Source organism: Geoalkalibacter ferrihydriticus DSM 17813, assembly GCF_000820505.1.
In the GTDB taxonomy this organism is placed as follows: Bacteria; Desulfobacterota; Desulfuromonadia; order Desulfuromonadales; family Geoalkalibacteraceae; genus Geoalkalibacter; species Geoalkalibacter ferrihydriticus.
On record NZ_JWJD01000001.1, the window covers coordinates 708,342 to 725,302 of the forward strand.

15 protein-coding genes are annotated in these 16,961 nt (G+C 60.5%); 6 read left to right on the forward strand and 9 right to left on the reverse strand.

The features are described from left to right. The 4 genes from GFER_RS03415 to GFER_RS03430 all read right to left on the reverse strand — a co-directional run bounded on the left by GFER_RS03415 (position 1) and on the right by GFER_RS03430 (position 3,237). Complete coding sequence (locus tag GFER_RS03415) at positions 1-531, reverse strand: hypothetical protein (RefSeq protein WP_040096066.1); 531 nt, start codon at positions 529-531, stop codon at positions 1-3. Beyond that, positions 528-1,889, reverse strand: a complete 1,362-nt coding sequence (locus tag GFER_RS03420; protein WP_040096067.1) for a CFI-box-CTERM domain-containing protein — start codon at positions 1,887-1,889, stop codon at positions 528-530. The genes GFER_RS03415 and GFER_RS03420 overlap by 4 nt, the downstream gene beginning before the upstream one ends. 46 nt (positions 1,890-1,935) lie before the next feature. Next, the gene (locus GFER_RS03425; RefSeq protein WP_040096068.1) at positions 1,936-2,559 is read right to left on the reverse strand and encodes a hypothetical protein; all 624 of its coding nucleotides are present in this window, start codon (positions 2,557-2,559) and stop codon (positions 1,936-1,938) included. Between the two features lie 120 nt (positions 2,560-2,679). After that, positions 2,680-3,237, reverse strand: coding sequence for a class I SAM-dependent methyltransferase (locus GFER_RS03430; RefSeq protein WP_052445911.1), 558 nt, complete (start codon positions 3,235-3,237; stop codon positions 2,680-2,682). 88 nt (positions 3,238-3,325) lie between these two features. Here GFER_RS03430 and GFER_RS03435 point away from each other — a divergent pair, with 88 nt between their 5' ends. Further along, positions 3,326-3,709: a thioredoxin family protein gene (locus GFER_RS03435; protein WP_040096070.1), complete on the forward strand. Its 384-nt coding sequence runs from the start codon at positions 3,326-3,328 to the stop codon at positions 3,707-3,709. 4 nt (positions 3,710-3,713) lie between these two features. After that, positions 3,714-4,376: a cytochrome c biogenesis CcdA family protein gene (locus GFER_RS03440; protein ID WP_052445912.1), complete on the forward strand. Its 663-nt coding sequence runs from the start codon at positions 3,714-3,716 to the stop codon at positions 4,374-4,376. A gap of 120 nt (positions 4,377-4,496) precedes the next feature. Here the strand turns inward: GFER_RS03440 and GFER_RS03445 are convergent, their stop codons facing one another. Then, positions 4,497-4,937, reverse strand: a complete 441-nt coding sequence (locus tag GFER_RS03445) for a DsrE family protein (RefSeq protein WP_052445913.1) — start codon at positions 4,935-4,937, stop codon at positions 4,497-4,499. Positions 4,938-4,961: 24 nt separating this feature from the next. Next, positions 4,962-5,726 carry a hypothetical protein gene (locus GFER_RS03450; RefSeq protein WP_040097344.1) on the reverse strand — a complete coding sequence of 255 codons (765 nt, stop codon included), beginning with the start codon at positions 5,724-5,726 and terminating at the stop codon, positions 4,962-4,964. A gap of 613 nt (positions 5,727-6,339) precedes the next feature. Between GFER_RS03450 and GFER_RS03455 the strand changes: the two genes are divergently transcribed. Next, complete coding sequence (locus GFER_RS03455) at positions 6,340-11,742, forward strand: RHS repeat-associated core domain-containing protein (RefSeq protein WP_040096071.1); 5,403 nt, start codon at positions 6,340-6,342, stop codon at positions 11,740-11,742. A gap of 803 nt (positions 11,743-12,545) precedes the next feature. Then, positions 12,546-13,316, forward strand: a complete 771-nt coding sequence (locus GFER_RS03460; protein ID WP_040096073.1) for a CBS domain-containing protein — start codon at positions 12,546-12,548, stop codon at positions 13,314-13,316. A gap of 6 nt (positions 13,317-13,322) precedes the next feature. Here GFER_RS03460 and GFER_RS03465 read toward each other — a convergent pair whose 3' ends face one another. Then, positions 13,323-13,667, reverse strand: coding sequence for a HepT-like ribonuclease domain-containing protein (locus GFER_RS03465; RefSeq protein ID WP_040096074.1), 345 nt, complete (start codon positions 13,665-13,667; stop codon positions 13,323-13,325). Beyond that, positions 13,657-13,968 (reverse strand): nucleotidyltransferase family protein, encoded by a 312-nt coding sequence (locus GFER_RS03470; RefSeq protein ID WP_040096076.1) that lies wholly within the window; start codon positions 13,966-13,968, stop codon positions 13,657-13,659. The genes GFER_RS03465 and GFER_RS03470 overlap by 11 nt, the downstream gene beginning before the upstream one ends. Before the next feature lie 323 nt (positions 13,969-14,291). Between GFER_RS03470 and GFER_RS03475 the strand changes: the two genes are divergently transcribed. Beyond that, positions 14,292-15,338: a DUF3187 family protein gene (locus GFER_RS03475; protein WP_052445915.1), complete on the forward strand. Its 1,047-nt coding sequence runs from the start codon at positions 14,292-14,294 to the stop codon at positions 15,336-15,338. A gap of 10 nt (positions 15,339-15,348) precedes the next feature. Continuing rightward, positions 15,349-15,471: a hypothetical protein gene (locus GFER_RS19495; protein WP_268746193.1), complete on the forward strand. Its 123-nt coding sequence runs from the start codon at positions 15,349-15,351 to the stop codon at positions 15,469-15,471. 4 nt (positions 15,472-15,475) lie between these two features. On the opposite strand, the gene GFER_RS03480 is transcribed toward GFER_RS19495, so the two are convergent. Continuing rightward, positions 15,476-16,954, reverse strand: a complete 1,479-nt coding sequence (locus GFER_RS03480; RefSeq protein WP_040096078.1) for an alpha-amylase family glycosyl hydrolase — start codon at positions 16,952-16,954, stop codon at positions 15,476-15,478. Positions 16,955-16,961 lie beyond the last annotated feature (7 nt).

A 16,961-nucleotide genomic window follows, 5' to 3' on the forward strand; every position in this document is an offset into this window, starting at 1 on the left:
TTATTTCTTCCGGCCCGCCGGTTTTTCCTTCTTGGGCGGCTTGGCCGCGTGGGCGCTGACCTCCACCACCGCGCACCAGGCCTTGAGTTGCTCAAGAACCGCCGGTCCCTTGGGATTGTAGTAGAAGGGCTTTTCGCTACAGCCGACATGCACGTTGATCTGTTGCGCCTGGGACAGGTCGAGATCTTCGAAGTGAAAGCTCTTGTCTTCATGGGGCACCAGGCGGGTGAGGCGGCGGGGCACGTCGAGATGCAGCGGATGGCGCGCCCCGGCCTCGATGACCTGGGTGCGGGGCACGCTGATGGTGCCGCAGCGCCCATGGGGCGCCTCGGCGGAACGGGCGTGATCGGTGAGCCACAAATTCAGGGTGCGGCTGGGGGCGTCATAGAGGATCTGGCGGATGCCGATGGTGACGAAGAGCGGTCGCTCTTCCTCGTTGACGAGGAGTACCTCGACCTCGAGTTTGTCCTCCGCATGGCGAAAGGTCGCGGATGGGGCACGCAGGCGCAGGGGGTGCTGAGCGCTGATCATGGCAGGCTCCCGGGTTGGGGTGGGGCGAGGGGCGCATCGCCGGGGGTGCAGCGGGCGCGCCAGGCCGCGCTCAATTCCTGGTAGGCGCGCTCTTCCTTGAGCAGGTCGGCGGCGAATTCATCGATGAGCGCTGGTGTCAGTTCGCCCAGCGCGTGCAGGGGTAGCTTTCGCAGCCAGGCATCGATTTGTTCGGACAGCCAGAGTCCCGCCGTTTCGGCATCGTTTTCGCCGGCAAAGCGCGTCAACGCCGCGCCATGGATGCGCAGAGGTTCGAGAATGCCCCACCGCACATGGGGCGAGCGCGGCAGCCAAAAAGCGAGAAGGGCGCGGATGCGCCAAGTCGTCTCGCTCACTCCGCCATTCTCATCCGCTGTTTCGCCCGCGGCCAGCGCTTCCAGCAGGCGACCCGCCTCCCGGGCCTGTACCGGGGTGGCAAACGGGCTCTCGCGCAGCAGCGCCAGGAGATCCCGCCCCAAGCCTTGCCAATCCCCAGGCGCCAGGCGATAGTTCTTCATCACCTCCAGAATGCCCACCAACGGTCGCACCAGCCACTGCTCGACCTGGCCGCGCGCCGCTGCGTCGCGCACCAGAATCCGCGCGATCTCCACGCTGAAGGCATAGTATTCGCGAAACAGCGCATCGAAAAAGCGCGCCCCCAGGGTCGAGCGGCGCAGGACGTCGTCGCGCAGGCGGCGCAGGCGATTGACGTCGGCGGCGTAGGGCGAACCGCAGGCGACGGTGGCGACGATGCAGCAGCCGTCGTCGGGACAGCCGACGCCGCCGTCGAGCCGCTCGGGGTCGCGCGGCACCAGGCCCAGGGACTCGCGCAGCCAGTTCTCGTCCTCGATGGCTTCCCGTTCCTCGTCGGCCACGCTGCCGAGGCCGTGATTGCGAAACGAATGGGCCAGCTCGTGAAACAGGATCACGGTGGGGTTCGTGCATTCCTGGTTGCCGTTGATGCCGATGATCCAGCGGCCGGCACCGTTGGAATTGGAGGTGTCGTAGAAGAGGGTGTCGCCCAGGGCATAGGCCGGTGTCGTTTCCACCGTGGTGCCGTCGGACCAGATGGTATGGCCGTCGACGCCGATAATGCGGTTGTTGGCGCTTTCATCGACCATGTCCTTGAGGCGCTGGCGCACCTTTCCCGCGTTGCTGGTCAGATCCAGGGGGCCGGGGTCGTACTGAACGATGGAATAGGCCGAGTCGAGGGCGTCGGGACTGTCGCCGAAGGAGGGCTCCAGCTCCATGCTGCCGCCCGAGGCGATGATCATCAGATGGCCGCGCACCAGGTCGGCGCGCACCGGATAGGTGGTGCCGCCGGCGGTGACATAATCAGCTTCCCGAATGCGAACAGTCATGATTGCAGCGCGCCTCCGCGTGAATGGTCCAGGGCCGGGTCGCGCCCTATTTCAACTTTTCCTGGCGCGGGCGGCGCTTGACCTTGGGCGGATCGGCGCGGTAGCCCTCGTACTCTTTGGGCGTAGGCAGGTCGATGGCCGACGGCCGCGCACAGGGCGCGGGCCGACAGGGATCTTCCACCGGTCGCGGCGGGCAGCACTTTTCCAGCTTGCGCCGCTGTTCTTCGGCGCGCTGGTGGTGCAGGGCGGCATCGGGGTTGGCGCTGGCGTACATGTGAGCCACGGCCTGCATGCCCTCGTGGATGCCGTTCTGCAGGAGGGTCTGGCGCTGGCCCTGGTTGACCAGTTGACAGGTGTTGTCGGCGATCTGCTCAAGCAGGCAGATGACCGTACGCTGCTGCTCGCTGAGATGCAGCAGCAGCTGATTGGCCAAGTCCTGGCGCGCCTGCACACCGCTGATGCCCGTCGCCATGGCCGTGAAGCCCTCGCCCAGCACCTGGCGGATATCCTCAAGCCAGTCGTTGGTTTCGTGGCTTCCGGCGTCCAGGGCAGCAAGACGCTGGTTGCTGAGGGCGCAGCAGTTTTTCAGATCCACCTGATCATTGTGCAGGGTCGCCAGGTTGGCATTGATGAGCAGGGCCTGCTCCCAGACTTCGTTGATGGTCGGCATGGCGGCACTCCTTCAGCGGCAGAGGCGTGTTGCGGCGGAAATTTCATTGATAAATAAGCTATCAAAGTTTTGTAAAAATACTACCGGCTTCTGCGGTGAGTGTGGTGACGCTGCTAAGCGTCATTTGTCCACAACCACCCGCACCGCCAGCCCGTCGCGCCGAATATCCCCACGCAGCCCGCACGTCTCAATCATGGCAACAATCTCCTCCACGGGAGGAAAGTAGCTGCCCATGAGCAGCAAGCGTTCCAGCAACGCGAGAGCCTTGATGGGCAGGCGCGCAATGTCGAATTCTTCGATGACCAGGCGCCCACCGGGGGCGAGAACGCGAACCAGTTCAGCCACGGCGGCCTGTTGGTGGGGAAAATGGTGGAGGGCGTCGACGACGACAATGCGCTGGAAATGATGGTCGGTGAAGGGCAGGTGGGCGACGTCGGCCTGCACCGGCAGCAGGTGTCCTTTCCGGGTGGTTTTGCGCAGCATTTTGCGCGAGAGATCGCACACCACCGTCTGCGTCGCCTGATCGGCCAACGCGGCGCAGACCCGACCGGTGCCGCCGCCGGCATCGAGCAGGCAACCCTGGACAGGCAGCTTGAGCAGCGCGCGCCACACGGCGGGATTGGGTGGGCCCAGCAGCCGGTCGTAGATGGGCGCGAGCAGGTCGAAATGACCGTTCATGTCCTTGGCCTTGGTGGGAAGAGGGGTTGACCTTCTATGGGTAATTCTATATATTGCGGTTTAAATATTTTTTTTTGAGGAGGTTCTGATGTTGCGCAAAATATTCCTGGTTCTGGTTTGTCTGGTGGCCGTCGGTTGCTCCGAGGGCAAGAATTCCGGCAGCGCGGGCTTGGTGCCCGCCAACGCCCAGGACATCGACAAGGTTCTGGTCTTTTTCCTCGATCCCACGGGCGGCCCCTGCATCATGCAGGCGCAGATTCTGGACGGTATGGGCGCGGAGTTGGATGGTCGCGTGGCGCTACGTTATGTCCAGACCACCGTGCCCGAGGATCGTCCCTTTTTCGGCCAGTACGGCATTCGCGGCCTGCCCGCCCTGCTGCTGGCCGACGCGTCCGGACGCGAGTTGGGGCGTCTGGCGCCGGGCGTCAAAAGCGCCGGGGAAATCCGCAACCTGATTCACAGCGTCAATTAGCGCCATGACGCCTCTGGATTTGTCTCTGGCCTCCGCCGCCATGGCCGTGATGGCGGGTCTGGCGAGCATCGCCTCACCCTGTGTGCTGCCGGTGGTCCCCATCGTGATGACGGGCAGTGCCGAGGATCATCGGCATCGCCCTTTGCTCATCGTTTTCGGTCTGAGCCTGGGGTTCATCGCCATGGGCGCCGCCACGGCCGTGTTTGGCGGCGCAATCGCGCCGGCCATGCCGGTGTTCGAAAAGGTGGCGGGCGTACTCATCATCGCCTTCGGCGTGCTGATGCTGTTCGGCATCAACTTATTCAAGAACCTGCATTTCTTCAGCCGCATCGGCAGCGGCGGCAAGGGCCGCTGGTCGGGTCTGCTGCTCGGCTTGACCCTGGGGCTGGTATGGATTCCCTGCGTCGGCCCCATGCTGTCCGGGGTGCTGACCCTGGTGGCGACCCAGGGCTCGGTGGCTTCGGGCATGGTGCTGCTGGCGTTTTACTCCCTGGGATTTGCCCTCCCCATGCTGCTGGCGGGCTATGCCTCCCAGGCCGTGCGCCAGAAAATACGCCTGGTCAATGCCTATCCCCTGGCGGTGCGCCTGGTCAGCGGCCTGATTCTCATCGGCTTCGGCCTGGCGATTCTTAACCTGGGCATGCTTGAGCTGGGCATGACCACCTGATGAGCGCCCTGTCCTGAAAAAATCCTTTGGGCAAATAGACAGGATATACAGGATGGACAGAATCTTATTTTGTCCTGTTTTTATCCTGTTTATCCTGTCTATCCCTGGAAACTAGATTTTTTAAAAATTCAACAGCCGCACCTTCTTGTCGAGCAGCAACTTGGTGATCTCCGGCGGCTTGGCGGCGCCCACCCCTTCCAGCAGATCCTCTTGCGCCTTACCTAGATTGGGCAGGAACAGCGCACAGACCTCGACCTTCGCACCGCCCCGCATCAGGTTCTCCAGCATCTGCTTGGGCGAAACATCGCGCGGCTTGAGGGTCGGCGCCTCATGTTCCTTGAGGGCCAGTTTTCCCGCCTCGCTGCACAGCAGCACCCGTACCTCGGCCTCCTGCCGCTGCGCCTCATTGGACAAGACCAGGGCCATGCCCTGGGTCTGGGTGTCGCCGCTGGTGAGAATAAGCAGCAGCGACTGTTTGTCGTCGGCGCTTGCCGCTGTCGCGCAAAATAGCAGCACCAGGGCCGTCAGCAGGATGCCTATCCGAAAAAATCCGTCCTTCATTTTGTCCTCCCTTGAGAAAAATGTTTAACGCACCACGATGCTGGTAATGCCGACCCCGTAGTTGTTCTCCCGCGGATCGGCGGCGGTCAGAAAAATTTTGTACGAGCCCATCTCCTCGACCTTGAAGCTGCCGGCGAAACGGTTGGTGGTGCCGGTGAATTCCAGGGGGAATTCCTTGACCACACCCTGCGCCGTGCGCACCAGGGCCTTAATTTCAAAGCGATCGGCATCCCACAGGCCACCGGGTTCCACCGGGCAGCCGCACATGGTCACGACATGGGCCTCCACCTGCACCTCGTCGCCGGGCGCGAAATTCTGGTGCGGGCCGGGACTGATGGGATGCACGGTGAAGCCGTGGAATTTGAGCAGAATGCCGTCGCCTTCGATGTCCTGCCCGGGCAGCGCCCAGAAGGTCAGGGTGGTGGTCTGCTGATTGCTGCCGGCCGCCAGCGGCCCGCTTGCTTGCACCTCGACGCGGGTCGGCTCGGCGATGTCGATCTGCCCCACCCAGTGGGCGCCGCCTTCGCGCGACAGGGCTTCGTGGCGCTTGCGCGGCTCGCGCATGAGGCTTGGCGTATCGCCGGTGGAGCCTTCGATGAGGCCCTGGTCGAGGATTTCCCCGGTGTCGGCGTTGCGCAGGATCACGCGAATGCCGCCCATGCCGGTGCCGATAAACTTGGCGTCGTTGGAAATGACGCGCACGGTGACGGCGGTGGGCTCGGCCATAGCGGTTAAAGGCGGAAGAATAAAACAGAGAAGGGGCAGGCAGTAAAGCAGAAGCTTTTTCATGTTGTCCTCCGAAGCGGTTTTTTTGTTCACATCCATGCCTTGCAAGCATAGCAAAGAGGGGCAGGGCTTCAATCTTTCATTGGAATATCTGGGGATATAAAAATCCTCTTCTCTAGCAAAGAATAAATTCGATATCGAACCCTTTGTAAGAAATCCCGACAACGCGTCGGAAAACCCAACCGGGGCAAACCCGCTTTTTTGGCGCCGAGAAGTAGCGGAAACTAGCCGTATACATTGAGTCTGTTCCCACACAGTCCACCGAGCTTTGCCTTCCTTGAGACCAAACCCTTTGTCGGATTCATTAACAGTTTTCCCTGTATATATTTAAAAAAGCCCAAAATAAGGCGTTTAATTTTTTGGACATCTTTTTGCTTGCACTTTCTTTAAGTTGTCATGTTCCGAAAATCCATAGGCGAAAGTCTGGGGGTTTGCCGCCCGAGCAGCGACAGGGCGCGTTGATGACGGGCTGAGCTCACGACTCCGCCTCTGGCACTTTTGAAAAATTCAATTCCTCTCCCGGCGGCTTTGGCCAGTGACCTGCCGTTTCTGATGATGAGCAGGGGCTCATTGCAGACGCAGGTATATCGTTCACTTTTGCCGAGGGAGGTGTCGCATGACCGCGCCAAGTCGTTTCTTCAAGTTTTTCCTGCTTACCTGGCTGCTATTTTTCTGTTTCATTCCCAAACCCACCTGGGCGACGGCCATCGCCGAGAGTTCTCTCTCTTTCAGTTTTAATATCTCTCCCGCCGCCGGCAATTTGACCTTACTCGATCCCTGGTTCATGGAAACCTTTGCCTGGGCCTCCAACAGCCTGGGCGAGATGGACTTTGGTTTTGGCTTTTCCGAGGACAGCGCGGCTTCCTCCGCGGCGGTCACCTGGGCCTCTGGCCAAGGGAGCAGCTCAGGTAACACCGGTGCGGCCCAAAGCCGGGTTCATATTCCGGGTACTGATGTCGGCTATGCCGAATCGTTAGGGCGAGGCGGTACCTCGGGTTTTTTTATGATTACCGGGGGCGAAGGGACGGTCGACGTTGATTTTTCCGCAAGCCTTCTGGGGTCCATGTTCGTATTCACCGATGAATTCGGGGTGTTCGCAAAAACCGAAACCATTTTCGGGCTCGAACTTGATGGGGCGCCGTTGCTCTTTTTCTATGACTTTCTTGAAATAGGCCCCAATTCCATCGATTCCAGCCCCATCTCGGATGTTTTGTTCTCCACGCTGACCCTTGACTACGACACCCCGTACTTTCTTTATGCCGAAGGCGATTCGGAATCCTATGCCGCCAACGTGCCGGAGCCTTCGACTTTTATTCTGTTGCTGGCGGGTTTGATCGGGGCTTTATTGTTCAAGCGAGGGCGAAAGGCCAAAGTGGAGGGAAGAAAGAACGGCTTTTTCCTGGGAGGTTTTTTCCTTTGTGCCCTGACGGGATTTTTGCTTCTGTCCTTTGCCGGGCCGGGCTTTGCAAAGTACCTGGGCGCGCCCCCTCCACCGGCTTGCGATTCAAATCCATGCTGCCCGTCCGTCGGCCCCTGCACCTGCGAATTCGAGGGTGATAGTGCGCTGAGCTTTACCGAGGGCAATCTGCAGGAGCGAAGGGATATCGCCTGCCTTCCGACGCTGTGCCTGGGAATCACCTACCAAAGCGCCAATGCCGATTCCTCCTGGGGTCGGGTCGACACGGTGCTGGGATACGGCTGGACGCACAGCTTCAACACCTTTCTCTACAGTCAGCGCGGCCATATGTTTCGCAGCGACGAAGAAGGGCGGGTCGTCAAATATCGGCGCGGCCCCGGAGGCACTTTCACCCCCATAACGGGCTATTTTGAAACCCTCGCGCAGAATGCCGACGGCTCATTTACCCTGACCAGGGAAGACGGTACGGTTCTCAATTTTGCCTTCATCCCAGACACCCCCTTCATGGTCGGCGGCCCGGTGTTTCGCTTGACCGGCATCACCGACCGCAACGCCGACACCACAACCTTGGTTTATGCCGGGGGCACTTTGGTCGAGGTTGTCGACCCCTACGGCCGCAGCCTGGAATTCGAATACGACGGGGTGAACAAGCTCAGGGCGGTGATCGATCCCCTGGACCGCAGGACGGAATTCGCCTACGACGACACGGGCCGCAACCTTTCGCGCATCACCGATCCCGACGGCCGGATCACCAGCTATGCATACAACATGTTTTCGCAACTGACCGGGAAGGTCGATCCCGATGGACGGGAACTGATTTACATCTACCGGAACAGAAAGCCCGTCGAAATCAGGGACGGCGAGGGCAGGTCCATCCTGCACCTGAGCAATCCCGTCAACTGGGCCACCGATAGCACCGCCCTGGCCCGTGACCTGCAAATAGAAATGGTGCCGAGCACCACCACCAAAAAGGATGCGCGCGGGAACCTCTGGCGCTACGAATACAACCGGCAGGGGTACATCACCAGGCTCATCGCCCCCGACGGCGCGACCACGAGTTACACTTACGATCCCCTCACCGTGCGCCTGGCCAGTGTTACCGACGCCCTGGGACATGTCACGCATTACGCCTACGACAGCCGCGGCAACCTCATCAGGACGACAGACTGCCAGGGCAACCTGACGGAGTATACCTACGAACCGATCTTCAACAGCCTCACCAGCCTGACCGATGCCGACGGGCGGGTGACCACCAGGGAATACGATGCGCGCGGCAATCTGGTCAGGGAAACCGATCCCCTGGGCAACGACCGCCTCTGGACCTATGACGCCAGGGGCAATGTTCTTACGATAACGGACCGAAACGGCAACACCACCAGCCACGACTATGACGCCTTTGGCAACCGCATCAAAATCACCGACGCCCTGGGCAATGTGACTACCCTGACCTATGACCTGGCTGGAAATGTGCTGACTCACACAGATGCCCTGGAGCGTGTCACCAGCTATGCCTACGACGCGCTGAATCGGCTCATCACGGAAACTGACCCCCTGGGTCAGGTCACGCAGTATGCCTACGACGGGGCGGGTAACCGCACCCAGGTCATCGATGCCAAGGGCAACGCCACCACTTACGCCTATGACCTGCGCGGCCGGCTGATCCGGATCACCGACGCCCTCGGGCAGGTCGAAACCCAAGCCTACGACGGCAACGGCAACCGCATTCGCCTGACGGACCAGAACGGCAATAGCACCCGATTCGCCTACGATGCGCAGAACCGCTTGATCAAAACCACCGATGCCCTGGGCCACACAACGGCCATGGCCTACGACGGGGTGGGTAATCTTGTTTCCTCAACCGACGCGGAAAACCACACCACCACTTTCGCCTACGATTGCCTCAACCGGCAGATTCTCGAAACCGACCCGCTGGGATGCGAGACCCGGATCGCTTATGCCGAACTCAATGGTCCCGGTTGCACGGCCTGTTCGGGAGCGCCCCTCGGTTCGAGCCTGCCGGCCAAGCAGATCGACGCCTTGGGCAAGGTCACTTATTTCCGCTATGACGATCTTGGTCGGCTGCTCAAGGAGATCCGCAAGGTCGGAGATACCGAGGACGTCATCAATGCCGACGACGCGGTGACCGCCTACACCTACGACGCCGAGGGCAACCGTCTGAGCCTGATTGAGCCCAACGGCAACACCACGACCTTCAGCTACGATGCCCTGCATCAACTCATCGTGGAAACCAATGCCGCGGGTGAAGCCACCCTGACCGGCTACGACGCAGTGGGCAATATCACGTCGATTGCGGAGCCCAACGGCAATATCACCAGCTACCTCTACGATGCTCTGGATCGGGTGGTGCGCAGTGAAGATCTTGAGGGGATCGTCGCGACCTTCAACTACGACCCGGTCGGCAATCGCTTGTCCGAGGCCGACGGCAACGGCAACGAAACCTCCTATGGGTATGACCCGCTCCATCGGCCGGTGCGCATCGTGGACGCCATGGGCGAGGCCACCGAATACACCTACGACGCCTTCGGCAATCTGATGACGATGCGCGATCGCGAGAACAAGCTCACCCGCCATGTCTACGATGCCGTCCATCGCCGGGTGGAAACCATCGACGCCATCGGCGGCGTGACGCGCTCTGAATACGACGGCGTCGGCAACCTGGTGCGCCTCATCGATGCCCGCGGCAACGCCACCCTCTACGTCTACGACCCGATCAACCGACTGACTCACGAAACCTACGCCGATGGCGGCACCCGCACCTTCGGTTACGACTGCGTCGGCAACCTGGTGACCCGCACCGACCAGAAAAACCAGACCACGACCTACACCTACAACGACCTCTATTTCCTCATTCAGCGCAGCTATCCCGGCGATGCCCCCGACCTGTTCACCTATGACCTCTCCGGGCGCATGCTGAGCGCGGAAAAGGGCGGGTGGTTGGTGAGCTTTGCCTACGACGGGGCCAATCGCGTCACCCAGACCACCCAGAACGGGCGCGTGATCCAGTACGCCTACGACATCCCCGAACGCACGCGCACCCTGACCTATCCCGGCGGCCTGCTCATCGAAGAGCGCCTGGACCCGCGCGGGCGCCTGCAGCAGATCAACGATCTCGCCTCGCCGCCGCCCCTGGTCACATACGCCTATGATCCCGGCAATCGGGTCGTGTCCCGCAGCTATGTCAACGGCGCTTTCGCGACCTACAGCTACAACGCCAACAACTGGATCACCCAACTCAACCACGGCGCCGGAGCGGCCCTCATCGCCGGCTTCCGCCATGACTATGACAAGGAAGGCAACAAGCGCTTCGAAGAGCAATTGCACAACCCGCCGCGCTCCGAAGCTTACGGCTACGACGCCATTTACCGGCTGGTGGATTACCAGGTCGGCGATCTGGTCGGCGCCGCCGTACCGGTGCCCGCGACCCAGACCGCGTATGATTTGGATCTGCTCGGCAACTGGAACAGCAAGACCACCGATGGCCTCACCCAGAACCGCAGCCACAATCAGGTCAACGAACTGATCGCCATCGACGGCCTGGCTCTGGCCTACGACGCCAACGGCAACCTCATCGAGGACGAGCGCCACACCTATGTCTACGACGACGAGAACCGCCTGCTGCGCGTCACCCGCAACAGCGACGGTCAAATCGTCGCCAGTTATCAGTACGACGCCCTCGGCCGCCGTGTGGCCAAACAGACCGACCTATCCGGCGTGATGGATGAAACCTTGTATTTTCATGACGATGCCCGGGTGATCGAGGAGCAGGATGATTTGGCGCAAACCCTCGCCGAGTACATCTACGGCAACTATGTCGACGAGGTGCTGGTCATGCGCCGCGCCGACCAACTCTTTTTCTACCACCAGAACACCCTCTGGTCCGTCGCCGCCGTCACCAACAGCGCCGCCGCCGTCGTCGAGCGCTACACCTACGACGCCTATGGATGCGTCAGCATCAGCGACGGCGCCTTTAACCCCGTGGCGGAAAATGCCTGGGGCACGCCGCGCAGCGCCATTGAAAACCCCTGGATGTTCACCGGGCGACAGTTGGACGAGGAGACGGGGCTGTATTTTTACCGGGCGCGCTATTACGACTGTGAGAAGGGGAGGTTTTTGCAGAGGGATCCGATTCTTGACAAAGCCTTAGAGATCAAGAAGCAGGCCAGAGGATTCCAGCCTTTGCACTCTTTTATAAAAATTACGAACAATAGCGACAGTTCCACGTCGCAGAGAAAGCTATATGTTTTGAATGCGTATGAGTACGCGGCGTCTAACCCATCAAACTCAGTAGACCCATCCGGTTTAGCAAGCGTTGCATGCACAACCTGCATCTGCTGCGGCGGGATCTACGCGGGTTTCTGCAGCCTCATTTGTGCCACAAGCTTCTGGGACGATCCCAACGATTCTTGGGGAAGATGCTTCCTTAAGTGTGTTTCGTCTACACGTGGCAGAGCACTTGGCATAATCTGCGAAACGGCATGCGTGGCCTGTGTCGGCGGAAAAAGGTTGCCTAAGGGAAATATCCGACCAGGTCCACGACCACCATGGCACCCGCAGCCGCCGCGACCGCCATGGATACACTAATCGCCAATATCCGTCGCTCTGATCGCCGTATCGAGCACGCGTAGCCTGCGTAGGTTGGGTAGGTTGGGTTGAGTTACGGACCCCAACACCGGCCTGTAGGAATGGGGGACGCTCCTAGGAAATTAAGTTGACCGGCGCTGCAGTTGTGAGCCGGGGGCGACCCCGCGCAAGTGGCTAGACTTAAATTGATAACGGGAGGCTTGTCTGCATTTCCCGGTGCTTAACCCGGGGCGCGCGGATGCGCGGGGTCGGACCTGAGTAAGTGCTTGAATCTGAATTGATTTCAGACATTTTGACCCTATTTTTCGATGCTTAGTCCGGCCATTTTGCCGCTGAAATCATGAATCACAGGTGGCGAAAAGGGCATTGCGCCTTTTTCGCCACCACATCTGTGTAAGGGACGTTGTTGCGGCGTTGCCTCTTCGTCCCACGCGTAATACGGGTGATGCGTGAGTTCCATTCCCTTACCCAAGGATTCGCCCACAGAAAACGAGGTCGTGATCCAAAGGGGATTTTCCGTCTTCTCTGATAGATTCGGACTTGCCCGCAAGGAATTGAAGAGGGTAGGCCGTCCCAGTTAAGGCAACTGCGCAACAACGTCCCCAATTCTCGTCCATTCCCACCTGGGCCTCGGCGGCACGGGTGGCGCGCGTCAGCACTAAGCAGGAGCCGGTGGGCGAGGAGGAGTTCCGCAGCTTTTGGGAGAGGGCATTCGGGTGAAGCTCCGGATGCCTGCGCACCCTGAAGAAGGTGGTAATCTTGGGTTGAAGGCGAAATAATTCAACAGCTAAAGGAGCCTCACCATGGACACCACCATCATTCTGTCAGTCGGCGGTTTCATCGCCATTCTCGCCGTGTTGGTGCTGCTACGGGCCAAGAGTAGCCGCTTTGAGGTCAAACCGACGGATATCATCGTGGCGGTGGTGCCGGTGGTCTTGTTTCTGCTGGTGACCGGCAAGTTGCAGACTTTTGAGATCGGCGAGGGCGGCCTCAAGATCGAGGCGGCCTTCGTCAAGGCCTCAGAGCAGAGTATCGACTTGCAGGTGGCGCCCTTAACCGGGGTGCCCGCGGAGCCTGTGCGGCTTGATCCCAAGGAGGCGGTGAGTAAGATCCCGCAGTTGTTGGAGCGCCAGACCGAAGGGCTGCTGTTTCGCCTCGGCCACGGCGGCTACTGGGGGTCGGCCATCGAGGAATATTTCGTGGCCCTGACCCGCCAGCCGTTTCTCAAATATCTGCTCATCGAACACCCCGACGGGCGCTTTTTCGGCATTGCCGACGCCCGCGCCCTCACCGAGCTGCTGCAAAACCCCAATGCGCCCTTTCGCGCCGACGATCTGGCGCGCTGGTTCAACCAGTCCGACACCAAGGCCCTGGTGCGGCTGCCCGGTTTTATCGCCGCCACAGATGCGGTGCCCACCGGCACGGACAAATTCCAGGCCTTGCAGCAGATGGAGGCCCTCGGCGTCGAGCGCCTGCCGGCGGTGGATGAAGCGCAGCGTTTCGTCGGCATGGTCGAGCGCTCGCGCCTCACCGCGAGCTTGTTGATCGATGTGACGAAGAGTTTGCAGAAGTGATTGGAATCAGTTGGATTTCTCGAGAAGCTGCGAGACTTCTTGCGTCAAAATCGGCAGCTGCGATTCCAGTAAGCCCCAGACGACCTCGTCGGAGATTGATGCATAGCCGTGAATCAGGCGGTTGCGAAAGGCGATGATTCTGCCGCTGTTGCTGATGTGATTGGCCAGGGATGGATCGCGGCGCAGCGCTTGATTAAGGGCCTCGCCGATGATTTCGAACTGGCGCTCAACGGCAGAGCGCAACATGGTATTCGCCAGATAGTCGGACAAATCTTTAGCATCGGTAAACTGTTTCAGCAGTTGGCAGGCATGTCGGATGTCATAGAGGTATTTTAGAATTTCAAGCTGCATCAAAAAGATCCACGCGACTGTTTTCAACAGCCTGGCGAAAATAGGGATTACGGATGGGGGAGAGTTCAACCAGGTCGATGTTCATACCGAATAAGGCTTCCAAATCCTCCAGCAAGCCAAAATAATGCTCGGCGCGTTCCCTGGGGGACAGAGGCTGGAACTCAACCAGAAAGTCGAGGTCACTGACGGAAGGATCAAAATTGTCCGAGGTGGCAGAGCCAAAGAGGGAGAGGCGCTGAACCCGGTGCACGCGGCACAGAGAGCGCAATTGATCTTGATTGGTTTCAATGGCGGAATACATGGTCGGCCCTTTTAAATGCTTATGAGAGGATATAGCACGCGCCAGGCAGTGTGACAAGTTCGGCGGCGGTCGAAAGAGTCAGAGGGCTCATTCGACAAGCACCGATCCTGCGGCATAGTTAGCGCTTGAGGGGCTTTGTTAATTAGAAATGGCGGGTTGTTCCGGCCCCGAATTGGGTGACATCTGTCAGGTTGACACAGAGATGAAAAGATTCAGGTAAAGCTCAGACGGCACAGGTTGCGGGCCGGTCATTGCGTTTCTGTCCCGTTTTCCAACAGCTGGTATTCGCTCGGGAAAGCTAAGGGCGGATCAGGGAGAAGCGCATGAATTGCGCATTCTGGATGGCCCGAAATTTTCGCCGACGGGGCAGTACACGACTGTGCCTGATGCTTGCGGTCCTGAGCCTGGCCTGGTCTGCCGAGCCGGTGCATGCTGATGAAATCAGACCCTTTTTCTCCCGCAATCTGCATCCCATCGTGCAGATATTCGGGCTGCCGCCGGCCGAGGGCGGGTTTCTGGTGGCGCCGGGGGCCACCGACCTGCGCCTGGTGGCCGAAGCCGCCAATCACTTCTGCGGCAGTGTGCGGGACCATGCCAACGCATTCTTCGACGGCGAAACCTATCGGTTGACTCTGGCTGTGCGCCAGGGGCTGGCGCCGCGCTGGGAACTTGGCTTGGATGTGGGCCTGGTGGCGCATGACGGCGGGGTTTTAGACGCCGTGGTCGATGAGTTCCACGACCTCTCCGGCGCGCGCGACCACGGCCGCGATAAGGTTCCGCGCGACGAGCTGCTTTACTATTATCACCGTGACGGAGTGACGTACCTTGAAATGGACCGCAGCGGTGCTGGATTTTCGGATGTGACCCTGCTGCTGGCCTATCAACTGGTGGTTGCGACAGAGCACCGCCGCCGCGCCCTTGCCCTGCGCGGCGGCGTTAAGCTGCCCACGGGCGACGCCGCGCGCCTGCACGGCAGCGGCGCCACCGACGTGCATGTACGTCTGGCGGGTACGGATGCGCAATCCTTGCGCGCTTTGAATCTCACTCTCTATGCTTCCGCCGGTGTTCTGCGATTGGGGCGCGGCGATGTATTGCCCCAGATTCAGCGTGAATGGGTTGGGTTTGCCACCCTCGGATTGGGTTGGAAGGCGCGGAACTGGTTGGCCCTCAAGGCGCAGGTCGACGGGCACACCGCCTTTTTCCGTGACAGCTGCCGCAAGCAGATCAATTCTCCCTCGGCGCAACTGGTGTTCGGCGGCACCTTTTTCCTGCCGCGCCACTGGTCCCTCGATCTGGCCGCCAGCGAAGACCTGGTGCTCGGCACCGCCCCCGATGTCTCTTTCCACTTGAGCCTGGGGCGGCGTTTCTGAACGACTGACGGTGGCGGTGATCCGCAAGCTGGCTGTGCCCTTGCCGTCCGATGAAGCCGAGGAGGCTGTCGCAGCCCTCGCCGAACTCCCTGTGACCGCCATCGATGAGAGTCGGCGCGCGTTTTTTGAGTGAGGGCTCACCCTGCGGCACAGGTCAGCAGGTGATAGCCCCAGGGTGGCAGCTCTACATAGATCACAGAGCCGTGCATTTCATCGCAAGAACGCACGAAATCGCCGTTATCAAGACGCTCCGCAGGTTGCCAGGACTTCCCCGGCAGATCCTTCCAGGGCACCCTGAGCTTTCCCTGGGAGGCGATCCCGGCAAGGTTGACCACAACCAGTCGTCGCTCCTTGCCCTTGCGCCAACCCCAGGCGACCAGGTTGCGCCAGCTGTCGTTGTCCGGCCAACCATCGATGGTGCAAAGCCGCCACTCACCGCTGCGGAAGGGCTCTGCGGCAACGACCGGCAGCAGTCGATGATAGAATGCGGTTAACTCTACATCGTCCGACTCGTCGGGGCGCCGACGCAGAAAGACTGGTAGCCTGATCTTGCGCCCCTCGAGCTGCCCCTCGTGGAGCAGCACGGCCCCTGGTAGCGTCGTTGCGAGCACGGCAGCGGCCCGCGCCTTTTCAGGGGAGAAGGTCGCGGCGGCCCGGGGCTCGTCATGATTCTCGATGAAGCGGACGAGCCGCTCCTGATAGGGGCATTCGGCGCCGAGGTGGGCTCGTACCGCCTCCGCCGGACCCTGCTCCAGGTAGTCATAAAGCTTCTTGTCGTAGCAGAAGTCGAACCCCTGCTGCTGCAGTTCCCATTCCAGATCCCAATACGCTTCGGCCATGAACAGGAAGCCGGGGTGGTCGGTACGCACCGCGCCGATCAATTCCGGCCAGTATTCCCCGGCCGGGCTGACACCGGCCCGGTTGCCCCAGGTTCGCGCGAAGATAGCGTTCATCATCAGCATCGCCATGTCGCAGCGCACCCCGTCGCACTGCGCTGCGATGGAGGAAACCGTCTCGATGGCCGCCGTGCGCAACTCAGGACTGAAGGCGTTGAGTTGCAGGACATCGGGCCAAACCGGGCAGAACGGATCGCGGCCGCAGGCGAAGACGCCCTTCCCGGCAGCGATGAATGCACCTGGTTCGCGCACCAAGTCGCCGTAGTTGCCCTGGATTAAAAAGTCGGGTTGTTGCGTCACCCACGGATGGTCGGGGGCCACATGGTTGGAGACAAAGTCGAGAATGAGGCGCAGGCCCCGCTTCGCGAGTTCCTTGCGGGCTGTCGCCAATCCCTCCGCACCCCCCAGGTGGAAATCGACCACATAATTGCGGACACAGTAGGGAGAGCCGACATTGTCTTCTGCGGTGAAGTCAGGCAGAGCCCGCTGGAAGTCGTCGAGCAGCCCCTGATTTTCCATGGAGGCCCGGATGCCGGCGGGGCTGCGCTCCCAGACCCCCATGAACCAGACCGCATCGCAGCCAAGCGCGGCAATCGCGTCCCATTCCTTCCCGGGGACGGTGGCCAGGGTCACCGGCTTCCTCTGTTTTTTCGCCAATTCATTGAGCCAGACCCAGGTGTTGATCTCGTAGATGATCGGACGTTTCGGCCAAGTGGACATGATGGCT